At 38.2% G+C, this 12,196-nt stretch carries 11 protein-coding genes; 4 read left to right on the top strand and 7 right to left on the bottom strand.

Annotated elements, in window-relative coordinates; translation table 11 throughout:
* The first annotated feature begins 18 nt into the window (after positions 1 to 18).
* Both dinB and AC1M87_RS05910 read left to right on the top strand, forming a co-directional pair.
* Positions 19 to 1,080 carry a DNA polymerase IV gene (dinB, locus tag AC1M87_RS05915; protein WP_481593211.1) on the top strand — a complete coding sequence of 354 codons (1,062 nt, stop codon included), beginning with the start codon at positions 19 to 21 and terminating at the stop codon, positions 1,078 to 1,080.
* Between the two features lie 364 nt (positions 1,081 to 1,444).
* Positions 1,445 to 1,798, top strand: a complete 354-nt coding sequence (locus AC1M87_RS05910; protein WP_481589192.1) for a RidA family protein — start codon at positions 1,445 to 1,447, stop codon at positions 1,796 to 1,798.
* A 44-nt stretch (positions 1,799 to 1,842) separates the two neighbouring features.
* On the opposite strand, the gene AC1M87_RS05905 is transcribed toward AC1M87_RS05910, so the two are convergent.
* Both AC1M87_RS05905 and AC1M87_RS05900 read right to left on the bottom strand, forming a co-directional pair.
* A complete protein-coding gene (locus AC1M87_RS05905) occupies positions 1,843 to 2,388 on the bottom strand; it encodes a DUF2726 domain-containing protein (protein ID WP_092767397.1) in 546 nt (181 codons plus the stop codon).
* Between the two features lie 428 nt (positions 2,389 to 2,816).
* Positions 2,817 to 5,213 carry a YgiQ family radical SAM protein gene (locus AC1M87_RS05900; protein WP_035268131.1) on the bottom strand — a complete coding sequence of 799 codons (2,397 nt, stop codon included), beginning with the start codon at positions 5,211 to 5,213 and terminating at the stop codon, positions 2,817 to 2,819.
* Between the two features lie 326 nt (positions 5,214 to 5,539).
* On the opposite strand from AC1M87_RS05900, the gene AC1M87_RS05895 reads away from it, so the two are divergent.
* Positions 5,540 to 6,565 (top strand): alpha/beta fold hydrolase, encoded by a 1,026-nt coding sequence (locus AC1M87_RS05895; RefSeq protein WP_481593210.1) that lies wholly within the window; start codon positions 5,540 to 5,542, stop codon positions 6,563 to 6,565.
* A gap of 489 nt (positions 6,566 to 7,054) precedes the next feature.
* A complete protein-coding gene (locus AC1M87_RS05890; RefSeq protein WP_481593209.1) occupies positions 7,055 to 7,597 on the top strand; it encodes a type 1 glutamine amidotransferase domain-containing protein in 543 nt (180 codons plus the stop codon).
* Positions 7,598 to 7,637: 40 nt separating this feature from the next.
* Here AC1M87_RS05890 and AC1M87_RS05885 read toward each other — a convergent pair whose 3' ends face one another.
* The 5 genes from AC1M87_RS05885 to AC1M87_RS05865 all read right to left on the bottom strand — a co-directional run bounded on the left by AC1M87_RS05885 (position 7,638) and on the right by AC1M87_RS05865 (position 11,895).
* Positions 7,638 to 7,949 (bottom strand): ankyrin repeat domain-containing protein, encoded by a 312-nt coding sequence (locus tag AC1M87_RS05885; RefSeq protein ID WP_035268134.1) that lies wholly within the window; start codon positions 7,947 to 7,949, stop codon positions 7,638 to 7,640.
* Positions 7,950 to 7,984: 35 nt separating this feature from the next.
* Positions 7,985 to 8,476, bottom strand: coding sequence for a hypothetical protein (locus AC1M87_RS05880; protein WP_481593208.1), 492 nt, complete (start codon positions 8,474 to 8,476; stop codon positions 7,985 to 7,987).
* A gap of 37 nt (positions 8,477 to 8,513) precedes the next feature.
* Positions 8,514 to 8,840 carry a hypothetical protein gene (locus tag AC1M87_RS05875; RefSeq protein WP_481593207.1) on the bottom strand — a complete coding sequence of 109 codons (327 nt, stop codon included), beginning with the start codon at positions 8,838 to 8,840 and terminating at the stop codon, positions 8,514 to 8,516.
* 81 nt (positions 8,841 to 8,921) lie between these two features.
* A complete protein-coding gene (locus AC1M87_RS05870; protein WP_092767403.1) occupies positions 8,922 to 10,271 on the bottom strand; it encodes an aromatic acid/H+ symport family MFS transporter in 1,350 nt (449 codons plus the stop codon).
* 373 nt (positions 10,272 to 10,644) lie between these two features.
* Positions 10,645 to 11,895, bottom strand: coding sequence for an esterase-like activity of phytase family protein (locus AC1M87_RS05865; RefSeq protein WP_481593206.1), 1,251 nt, complete (start codon positions 11,893 to 11,895; stop codon positions 10,645 to 10,647).
* Between the last annotated feature and the right edge of the window lie 301 nt (positions 11,896 to 12,196).

Here is a 12,196-nt window from a genome sequence, read left to right as displayed (position 1 = left end):
CATGATTGATTGAACATTTTGCGAAAGATAATTCATATCGATATGGATGCTTTTTACGCTTCTGTGGAGCTTAGAGAGCGTCCAGAATTACAACACTTACCTGTGGTCATTGCATCTCATCACCCACGGGCCGTCGTTGCAGCAGCATCATACCCAGCTCGTGAGTATGGCTTACGTTCGGCCATGTCGATGACACAAGCCAAAAAACTTTGCCCACAAGTGATCGTCATTGAGCCAAATTTTTCTAAATACCAACATGTGTCAGCCCAAATTCATGAGATATTTCAAAAATATACCAGCATCATCGAACCCTTATCGCTGGATGAAGCATATCTGGATGTCACTGAAAATTTACAGCAGATCCCAAGCGCTACTGAAGTTGCGATGCATATTCGTGATGAAATATTTCAGCTTACTGGATTGACCGCCTCAGCAGGCGTTGCACCAAATAAGTTTTTAGCCAAAATTGCATCTGATTGGAATAAACCGAATGGCATTTGTGTGATCAAACCCAATCAGGTGCAACAGTTTATCTATGATCTTCCACTCAAAAAAATCCCTGGTGTAGGAAAGGTCACACAGGAAAAATTAAAAGCTTTGCAACTCGAAACACTTGGGGATTTACAGCAGGTGGAAGAAAAATTTCTCACTCATCATTTCGGAAAATATGGCAAACAATTATTTCTCTATGCTCAAGGGATTGATGAGCGACCTGTTCAAAGCGAACGCCAAAGACAGCAAATTTCTAAAGAAACCACGTTTGATGAAGATCTTTTTTTAAACCAATGTGATCAATTTTGGACTTCACTGCTTTCTCGTGTTTGGCAAAACCTTCAAAACAAGGAAATGATCGCTAGAGGTATCAGCGTCAAACTCAAACTTAAAAATTTTCAAGTTTTACAACACTCTAAAAGCTTTAAACAACCTTTCAATCACATAGAGGATTTGCAACTGGCACTCAAATTATTGTTAATGGAAATGAATATTCCTGATGAATATCAGTTTAGACTCATTGGTGTTGGGGTGTATCAACTTTCAGAAAAACAACAAGACACGCAACTCAATTTATTCGGATTGTAAATTTCGTCTAGTTTTCATGCAAAAGAACAAAATTAAGTCAATTTTTTTCGCCTTTTTTTCCTTTTTAGAGTAATCTAATCGCGCAATACATTTACCCATGTGTCTGCTGAGATGTTGTTAGAAGACCTATATCTAACACATTTGTCCTGTGATTGGCGTGACAATCCATCCGAATATTACAGGGCACTCTAATCTGAATGGGTACAATGTCTTTTTCCTCCAAATATTTCTGATCTCCTCCCATAAAAATAAACTTTCAGAGATACAGCAATTAAACCGAATTCATAGTTCCAATTCCCCTATACTTTCTGAATCCTATACTGCGTTTCATAATCTATATTTATATCTATAAGGGATGAGTTTTATGTCTGTTCAACGTTTACACGTTCAAAAACGTTTTTCTGAGGTCGCTATTTTTGGTCACTTCGTTCATCTGGCAGGTCAGTTAGCAGAAGACACGTCGCTCGACATTCGTGGACAGTCACAACAAACCTTTGACATTATTGACCGTTTATTGGCTGAAGCAGGTACAGATAAAAGCCATATCATGTCTGTGACAATTTATCTAAAAGATATTGAAAAAGATTATGCAGCATTCAATGAAGTTTGGGATGCATGGGTTTCTGATATTCAAGCTCTACCGCGTACATGCGTAGAGGCTAAACTGTATCATCCCGATGTTCTTGTTGAGCTAACGGTAATTGCCGCGAAACCTTGATAAAAAAAAGCATGCCTGAGCATGCTTTTTTATTTCAAAGATGATTAGCTAAATGCGCGAATATCTGCCAATCGCCCAGCACTATACTTTTCTAATTTATGCTCAATCACGGATTCATCTCCCCATTCAATTGGCATATCCTCAGTGTATTCATCCAAAAAATCACGTCTTAACTGCACATATTCTGGGACAGCATGGTAAGAGATCACTTTGTATCCCGCGGTTTCAAGTAATGCATTTTGAAACTGTAAAGTATGTCCACGCTTGAATGAAAATTTATCTTCTAAACTGACAATGGCAAGAACTTTACAATCCTTATTCATCACCACAAAATCAGCAAACATTGACTCATATTTACGGCGTGTACGCGGTAACTTTGTGGTCAGTAAGGCGTCAAAAGAGACATGTGCCAAAATATGCGCATTTGGCATGATTTCTTTAAGACGATTGAAAGTTACTTGCTGATAGGGGCTAAACACTGCTCTTTGACGGAGCATGCTATCAGAGGGTTGTTGATGCTTTAATCCTTTATAAGCAATGAACAACACCACAGCGAGTATGATCACACTCGCGATGATCATGATATCCATGACTAGTATCCTTATTTGAATTCTTATCGTTAATTTCTTTTTTAAACTACTTCAAAAAACACAACTTTTATTATTGTTTCATTATGCTGATGTTAAACATCGCATAGTCCAAGTGAAAAGCGCTCCAGACCAAGCTTATATTAAACATGTTCTGCACTTATTGGCTATAGTTTAAAACATGAACCACATCACACTATTACATAATTGTTGGACAATGATGAAAATTTCATTTGAAGATAATACAATATCACCTGAAATGAAAAACTCAAAACCTCACTAAACCACTAATTTAAATGATTATTTTAAAATAAAAAAGAGACTTACCCAAATCAAGCCCAATATTCCGATAAAATGAGCATCATCGAAAATATTGTATAGAAAATGTTCAAAAAAGGACGCCGCAGCGTCCTTTTGAAAGAAATTATCATTTATGCACGAGACTTGGGTTTGGATTTACCCTTAGGTTTCCCCTCGCCAAAAGGTTTTTTGCGATCTCCAGTCTCACGTGGTGGCAAACCAGTGTGCTGTGTCAAGATTTGGCCTTTCTTCGGACGATTATTTTGTCCTTGTGATTGACCACGATTAGCGGTTTGACCCGTACGTTTTTGTGAATCACCTGCAACAGTTGAATTTTTCTTACGTGCAGATTGATATTGACCATCCGTGCCCTGAGGCTGATACGTCGGAATCAAATGTTGCTTAGAATTACCAATTAAGTCCTGACGACCCATTTCTTTCAAAGCTTCACGCAGTAAAGGCCAGTTATTTGGATCATGGTAACGTAAGAAAGCTTTATGTAAACGGCGGCGTTTTTCACCTTTTACAATGTCGACATCTTCAGTATAACGTGCCACTTTCGCAAGCGGATTTTTACCGGTGTAGTACATGGTGGTCGCAGTTGCCATTGGTGATGGATAGAAGGTTTGTACTTGGTCAGCACGGAAACCATTCTTTTTCAACCAAATTGCAAGGTTCATCATGTCGTAATCGGTTGTACCCGGATGCGCCGCAATAAAGTAAGGAATAAGATATTGTTCCTTACCTGCTTCTTTACTAAAACGATCAAACATTTGCTTAAAGCGGTCATACGTCCCAATACCCGGCTTCATCATTTTATTGAGAGGGCCTTTTTCGGTATGTTCAGGTGCAATCTTTAAGTAGCCACCGACATGATGCGTGACTAATTCTTTGACATATTCAGGGTTCAATACTGCAAGGTCATAACGTAAACCCGAACCGATCAAAATCTTTTTAATACCTGGTAAAGCACGAGCTTTACGATATAACTGCGTAAGAGGTGCGTGATCAGTATGCAAGTTTTGACAAACACCTGGGAACACGCACGATGGCTTACGACAGTTCTTTTCAATTTCTGGATCTTTACATGCCAAACGATACATATTGGCTGTCGGACCACCTAAGTCCGAAATAATACCTGTAAAGCCTGGCGCCGTATCACGAATCTTTTCAACTTCACGTAAGATCGATTCTTCAGAACGGTTTTGAATAATTCGACCTTCATGCTCCGTAATCGAACAGAAGGTACAACCACCAAAACAACCACGCATGATGTTCACGGAGAATTTGATCATGTCAAACGCTGGGAAACGCGCATCTCCATAAGATGGATGTGGTAGACGTGCATAAGGCAAGTCGAACACATAATCCATTTCTTCTGTGGTTAATGGAATTGGCGGTGGATTAATCCAGACATCACGCTCACCATGCTTCTGCACGAGTGCGCGCGCATTCCCTGGATTGGTTTCTAGATGCAAAATACGGTTTGCATGGGCATAAAGCACTGGATCATTGGCAACTTCTTCAAAAGAAGGTAGACGAATCACAGCCAATTCACGTGGTGGCAATTTATGTTTAATCGCCTTAGATGATGGCTGTAACTGCACGATTTGCGTATCTGCATCCAAATTGTCGCCTTCACGAACAATCGGATTGCTGACCACTTCTTTTTGGAAATTCTGATACTGCGTTAAGCTGTTGCCTTTGTCTTTCTCAATTTCACAGCCATCAATATCTTCGGTCATCACATATGGATTGATGATTGGATCAACACGGCCTATGGTATCGACATCATTTGATGCGATCTCAACAAACTTGGCTTTTGCTGCACGGTTATGCTTATTAATAATAAATGCAGTACCACGAACATCAGTAATGTCTGTAATTTTTTCGCCTTTGGCTAGACGGTGCATCACTTCAATGATTGAGCGTTCACCATTACCATACATTAATAGATCTGCTTTTGAATCCATTAAAATAGAACGACGAACTTTGTCAGACCAATAGTCATAATGCGCGATACGACGTAATGAGCCTTCGATACCGCCTAGCAGAACAGGAACATCAGGGAACGCTTCACGACAACGTTGACAATAGACTGTTGCTGCACGGTCAGGACGTTTATTCGGTTGGTTATCTGGAGAATAAGCATCATCTGAACGGATCTTACGGTCAGCCGTATAACGGTTGATCATAGAGTCCATGTTACCTGCCGATACGCCCCAAGCAATATTTGGTTTACCAAGTACACGGAATGCTTCAACATTCGTCCAGTCTGGTTGGGCAATAATACCAACACGGAAACCTTGCGCTTCAAGCACACGGCCAATGATACCGGTTACAAATGATGGATGATCGATATAAGCATCACCACAAACAAAAATAAAGTCACAACTATCCCAACCGAGTTGGTCCATTTCCTCGCGTGACATCGGCAAAAAAGGCGCGGGTTCAAAACAAGACGCCCAATATTTGTCGTAATCAAACAACGCTTTTGGCGCAGTCTGAGCGGTATAAGCAGTAGACATGGCTAGCAATTCTCGGCTGGCAGATGGAAGATCAAAAATTAGATCAAAGATGAAAGCCGATAATTTTACCATGAATTCAACTCAACTTGCTTGATTAAAAAACAATCAAATACAACTGCTTAAATTTTCTATTCATCACTGATGACCTAAGACCTATTTTTGTACATTTAACATACAACCAAATCTAAACAAAAAATAATATGCATTTAATTTCAGCAACTTAAGCTTAACAATTGACTCAATTCTTTTACGACTGATGATTTGGGTAATAAACAAAGTTGCTTTTCATTTTTATAGTGTTTGAAAAAAATGAAAGGCGTTTAAGCGTGCTCAAAATAATACTCACAACCGTTGCCACTATGATGGCTTTATTACTTTCTAATTTGGCTTGGACTCAATCTAAAATTCCACAGTCTTACCAGCAACAAGCAGCTTGGCAACAATTACAACAAAGCCTCCCTTTGAAGTTTCGTATCAACGACCAAAACAAACCACATGAGTACTACTGGAGTTGGAATGATTACCGTGTACATGTCGATGCTTATCCCAATACTAAAGCGCCAGCCAAAGTCATTTTATTACATGGCGTAGGTACAAATGGTCGTCAGATGAGTTTAATTCTTGGGCGTCCACTTGCCCAAAAAGGATATGAAACCTTCGCATTGGATTTACCCGGTTATGGTCTGACACAATATCCTTCAAAAAAAGAAATTCGTTATGATCATTGGGTGAAATTGGTCAATGATTTTGTGAACGAACAAGCGCAAAAAGATGATCGTCCTATTTTCCTTTACGGACTCTCAGCAGGTGGAATGCTCACGCTACATGTGGCCATGCAGAATAAACATGTCGATGGCATCATCGGAATGACCTTTCTCGATCAAGAGTTTAAAGACGTTCAAAAAGGAACCATGCGTTTTAGTGCTCTAAGCCCTGTTCTTTTGCCAAGTATGAAAGCAGTTGCACATACCCCTTTGAAGCAAATCACCTTACCTATGTCCTTGGTCTCAAAGATGTCAAAACTCACCAATGACCCTGAAGCCCTACGCATCATGCTGGCTGACAAAACATCTGCAGGTAATAGTATGAGCGTGGAGTTTTTAAACAGCTATATGCATTACCAAAAACCATATCCTTTGACTCAGTTTAATCAAGCACCTGTGTTACTGACTCAACCTGAACAGGATCAATGGACTCCTTTAAAATTGAGTCAACCTGTTTTGACACAGTTGAAAGTACCTTATCGTGTGATGAGTTTACAAAATGGTGGGCACTACCCTGTTGAGCAACCTGCATTAGATCAGCTGGTAAAATACAGTGATCAATTCATTCGTGAAAATATAAAACGCTAAATTGATCTATTGAACGATAAATGAATCACTTAGATTGTTTTGTAAGCATTTTCCTACAATCATCTCTTCCATTGTCGGCTATGCATATCAACGACACTGGACTATTCTTAAACCATCAGGAAACAGGAAGTTTCCCAAACAAAAAACAACAATAATAAGTTTGAGCATCAGGACGTGAGGTACGACAGGAGTTATACCTAAAAGCAGCCGATACGAAGAAAAGCCCATCAGGAAGATGGGCTTTTCTTTTTCTTACACATAAAATTTTTTAAGCACACTACACGTTGTCACGCTTGTAAAACAATTATGCATCATGCTTTTTCGCTTTCACAACACTTTCATGCATTCTATTTGTTAGCTTTAAAGTGTGTCACGCAACAACTCTTACTGTAATTTCCAAAGTGCAAGCGACTTATCCTGTTCCTACAACACGGAATAGCCTAGAGCAAACCGCTTACATACAAAATTTTAAAGATTGAGGATGTGAACATGGCAAAAGCTTTATTTATTACTGCAAATTTTGGTGTTGAAAAAGATGAATTAATCAAACCCTTAGCATTTTTAAAATCAAAAGGGATTGAAACCTATCATGCTGCTGAAGAAAAGAAATCTGTTCAGACTGTGGTTGGGGATCAAGAGCCTTCAGATCAAGTTCAACCTGATTTAAGCTTCGATGAAGTCATCGCAAATGACTATGACATCCTGATTATTCCTGGGGGGACGGTGAATGCGGATAACTTGCGAATTCTTCCACAGGTTCAAAAATTGATTCAAATTTTTGCTGACCATCAAAAACCAATCGCAGCTATTTGTCATGCGCCTTGGACATTAATTGATGCGCAACGTATCAAAGATAAAAATCTGACGTCTTATAAGTCAGTAAAAATTGATTTAGAAAATGCAGGCGGTAAATGGGTCGATGAAGAGGTTCATCGTTGTAATACTGGCGGTTGGCCGCTCATTACTTCACGTTGTCCTGATGATATTCCTGCATTTAATGAAGCCATTTATAAAGAATTGACGCAGTCTTAAAAGATTAAAACCCCTTTTTAGGGGTTTTATTTTGCATGTTTTACAGACTTTTTAAGTAATCTACGATTTCTTGCTCGCCTGCCATTTCAGCAAGTTCTAAGGCCGTAAATTGACCTTTGTAAGCTACATTTGCACCTTTTGCGACTAGCAGTTGTACTACATCTAAGTACCCATTCTCTGCGGCTGCTTGAAGTGCGCTATAACCTTCATCATCAATTTGGTTTACATCAGCTCCGTTGTTTAAAGCTGTTTCAACTTCTGTGATTTCGCCTAATGAAGCCCAATAGATCAGTTCAGGAAGATGAAGTTCGCTATCATCGTCAGGGAGTGGGGAGAATGAATTGAGTTTCATAGGAATATAATCAATTTAAATTACTTTAACTGATACTATAACTCATTTCGCTGTAAAGACTCCTTTTCAAATTTTAAGGCTTCTTTGTTTGAGCCTAAATATCTGTTGATTCCATCAATAGCAAAAAATCCACTAATTGGATTTTCATGATGACCAATTATTAAACCTCCTAAACAATTCTTTGCAGTACAGTTTGCAATAAGAGTACTGTTATTAGTGATTAAAATATTTGTTGGGCGTATTAGAATTTCTACTCCGTTCCGAAGAAATCTACCCCTTTTGAATATTACTTTATTAGGGGGACAGAATTGTATTTCGATTAAAATCTTTCGATGGTTTTCTTTAACTGTAAGAGTAGTACCAATTAATTGGATATCCCAAGCTGATGGTTTGTAAATTAATTGATTATTTTTAATATGAAGTACTGGAGAATTATACTCATTAAAAATTACTAGGTTTAATAAAAAATGACCGTCAGCCAATATCAATCCAATTAGAGGTATTCCATCAACACTTAGTGGAATCATTGCAGTGCCATAACCATTATCACTACAAGTGAAAGTATTACCCCCCTATTTCAACAATTGCTTCTTCACCTGAAAAATGTAATAGATATGGTTTTGATACTCCTTGTCGCAGGTTGAAAGGATCTTCATTAGCTTTTCTAACAACCTCCTTCGGTAATAATCCATTAGTTTTCTCACGATGATGATGATCACAAAGTAGCGTTATCTCTTCAGCTATATGACGCTTAACTAAAGCCCATTCTTCCATATGCTCATATTCATATAATGGCATTCCACAAATAACGCATCCAAAACCACATCTTTGTCTAACTTCTCTTTGTATAGGTAATGGAATATTTCTACTACTTACTTTTTCTTCGAGCATATTTTAAAATTAATCTTATCAAAATTAGTAATTTATAACATAAAAAGCCCCCTTACGGAGGCTTTTAAATCATTCAATTATTTAAGCTTTTGCAATACTTGGCTGACTTGAACCAATCTTTTCAGATTCACTCTCATTCATAATCAAAGCCACTGCAATTGCGGTAATCAACACAGGTAAACCTACTGCCATAAAGTTAAAATGCGCTGGTAAGTTCATCCCAAGTAAGCCGCCAATCAAGATTGGACCTACAATTGCTCCCATACGACCAATCGCAGATGACCAGCCAATCCCTGTTGAACGAACTGCCAATGGATAGTACTGAGCTACGTAGCTATATAACAACATCTGTGAACCAATCGATGCAGCACCTGCCAAGAACACCAAGATGTAAAGTAACAGCATATTCGACTGGAAGCCCATTAAGCTCATCACTATCGCACCCATTAAACCCAAGAACATCAGTACAGGTTTTAAATGGTAACGGTCTGCCAAGATACCACCGCCAACGATCCCCACTACCGCACCAACATTCATGACCATCATGAACATTAAGCTATTATCCATTGAGTAGCCCGCAGCCATCATCAATTTCGGTAACCAGCTGCTGAGTGCGTACATGGTTAATAAGCATGTAAAGAATGCAACCCAGAACAACAATGTATTTACAGCGCGGCCTCGACGGAACAAGCTGACAACAGTTGCCGATTCAGGCTCATCTACTTGATCTAGCTCGAAAGTTGTATCTTTCTCAACTTTTACTTTAGGTTCAATCTTCGCCACAATTTGACGAGCTTCTTCCTGACGATTTTCTTTTACGATGAAAGTTAAAGACTCAGGTAAGAATTTCCAAATAATTGGAAGTAAAAGTAATGGAATACCTGCGATAAAGAACATGATTTCCCAACCAAAACTTGGTGTAAACCAAGAACCTAATAATGCAGCCATCACACCACCTACCGCATAACCACTAAACATAGTAGTTACCAAGGTGCTACGCATTTTTTGAGGTGCATATTCTGAGGTCAAAGCCACAAGGTTTGGCATAACACCACCAATCCCTAAACCTGCCAAGAAACGCAAAATACCGAACTCAGTTGGATTGGATGCAAAACCACCCGCAAAGGTTAATCCACTGAATAAAATAATACAGATCATAATGACTTTTTTACGGCCAATCTTATCTGCTAAAGAACCAAAAATCATTGCGCCAAACATCATCCCTGCAAGTGCAGTACTTGCGAGCATGCCTGCTTGAACAGCACTTAAACCCCATTCATCCATCAATAATGGTAAAACTACGCCATTAATTGCTAAGTCATAACCATCAAACAGGATAATGAGTAAACACCAAGCGACAACATTGAAGTGAAATGGTGTGAATTTAGCATGGTCAATAATTTTATTGACGTTCATTGCTTGCTGTGACATTCCTCACCTCCTGTGAGAGATCGTATTTCAATAATCTTTAAGCACGATCCAACCAACTTTGAATTTAATTGTTGTGAGCGACGCATCAAAATTGTGTGCTTAAAGTCTGTGAGGTAAATTTCACATAATTCTGTGTTAATAAAAATTGAACGTTAGTCTAAAATCCAATCAAAATTAGGTTTTTTATCTAAATATCGCATTAGACCAAAGTTGGTTTGACTTATGAAAATCAGTGTTTCCATCATTTTATTGGTGAGTAATGATGATATCTCGCTCAAATACGAATTTATTGAATCAACCACTCCATTATTATATTTTTCACTTAATTTACTAAAAAAACCTCATAGATCAAAATCCATGAGGTCTCGAACAATTAATATAACTTTTTGTCTAATTTAATCTGAATAATTTCATTATCATCTGCAAGTTTTTCATTACGTCCACTCGAACCCGGGAAATTATTGTCATTCAACACTGTGATTAAATCAGGTCCTTCAATCACAATATCTTCAATGGTAAAGAATGGAAAACCGAAACGCTCACCCGTCATAATATCGCTCTCACGTGGCGTACCATATAATAAATTTGGATTCGCAATATCCATTAAATTGACCAAGTCAGTCTTATTAACCAACTGCTTCGGTTCATTCAGTTGTATGCGAACTAATTTCTTAAAACCACCAACATTATTTTCAGTATCATCACGCTCAATCACAACACCTTCATTTTGACTAAATAACTGGAAATCACCAATTGCTGTTGCTTTAGGGTCGAGCTCAAAATAGTAATGGTCATTTGTATATGCTTTTCTAGCAATATCAAATTTTGAAATTAATAAATGTCTTTGCGCATTCTTGCTTAATGGTTTTTCCAGCATTGGATATAAATATTGACCATCTAGAGAAATAGCCATACCTTCAAATCCACCACTTCTTTGCACGAGCGCATTTTCTATTTCAGCCGCACTTTGATGAAGTTGATTTTGTGGAGATCGAAGCTCTTCTCCTTCTTTTTCAGGATGAGGCAATGCAATCGGAGCACTCTTTAAGACACCATCAGCACTAAAATGCAGTAAAAATGGACCGAATTCATCTCCGATCCAAATATCGCCATTTTTATCACGCTGTATAGATTCCGGATCAAAATCAGCACCTGTTAAAAGTCGTTCTGGCGTACTCTCATTGACAATTTTGAATGGTACTAACTTATTCGGATCACGAAGCTGTATATGAGACAGTACTTTAACGTTATTTGAGTTGGTCTTAGTAGTTCTAAAATCTACTGAAATATTATAAAGACGTAATAGATAGTCTGCTGAGTTATCTTGTGCACCAAATCCATTATCAGACATTACAAGATACGTTCCATCAGCATTTTTTAATGCCCCAGAAAATCCTTGAACTGGCTGACCTTTAAATGGTGGATAAATACCATTTGCACCTTTAACATAAAGTCCTGAATCTGGTCCATCGGCATAGGTAGCCACATCAAGCTTTGCAAATGAAACAAGTGTAGGTTCATTTATTTGATTTTGTTGATCTGAGGTGATCTTATCATCAGAATCATTACAACCGCTAAGGGCTAAAAATGACAATAGCACTGTGCTTAAAAGTGTCTTGTTCATAAATCCATATGTATCACTTAATTAAGGACTCATGATTAAACGGCATGATGGTGTCATTCCTCTGACAGATCAATGAAGATTTGATGAAGGCTTTTATTATTAGTTCCTCACTATATAAAAATCTTTATCAGTGAGTTCTAAGATACATTTCCCTTTATATTTAATTCTTTATTTTTTTCTTTACTGCATAAAAAAACACCCCCTTCAATAGAAGGGGGTGTTTAGAATAATGAGCTGGCGATGACTTACTCTCACATGGGTAACCCCACACTACCATCAGCGCTAAGAGGTTTCACTTCTG

The organism is Acinetobacter sp. 24-47-62 (genome assembly GCF_056779765.1).
The sequence above is the reverse complement of the archived record's forward strand: the minus strand, read 5'-3'. Positions and strand labels throughout refer to the sequence as shown.

Coding starts and splice junctions, on each gene's coding strand:
- AC1M87_RS05910 (WP_481589192.1), top strand. CDS start 1,445: ATGTCTGTTCAACGTTTACACGTTCAAAAACGTTTTTCTGAGGTCGCT.
- AC1M87_RS05905 (WP_092767397.1), bottom strand. CDS start 2,388: ATGGATATCATGATCATCGCGAGTGTGATCATACTCGCTGTGGTGTTG.
- AC1M87_RS05900 (WP_035268131.1), bottom strand. CDS start 5,213: ATGTCTACTGCTTATACCGCTCAGACTGCGCCAAAAGCGTTGTTTGAT.
- AC1M87_RS05890 (WP_481593209.1), top strand. CDS start 7,055: ATGGCAAAAGCTTTATTTATTACTGCAAATTTTGGTGTTGAAAAAGAT.
- AC1M87_RS05885 (WP_035268134.1), bottom strand. CDS start 7,949: ATGAAACTCAATTCATTCTCCCCACTCCCTGACGATGATAGCGAACTT.
- AC1M87_RS05880 (WP_481593208.1), bottom strand. CDS start 8,476: ATGATTCCACTAAGTGTTGATGGAATACCTCTAATTGGATTGATATTG.
- AC1M87_RS05875 (WP_481593207.1), bottom strand. CDS start 8,840: ATGCTCGAAGAAAAAGTAAGTAGTAGAAATATTCCATTACCTATACAA.
- AC1M87_RS05870 (WP_092767403.1), bottom strand. CDS start 10,271: ATGTCACAGCAAGCAATGAACGTCAATAAAATTATTGACCATGCTAAA.
- AC1M87_RS05865 (WP_481593206.1), bottom strand. CDS start 11,895: ATGAACAAGACACTTTTAAGCACAGTGCTATTGTCATTTTTAGCCCTT.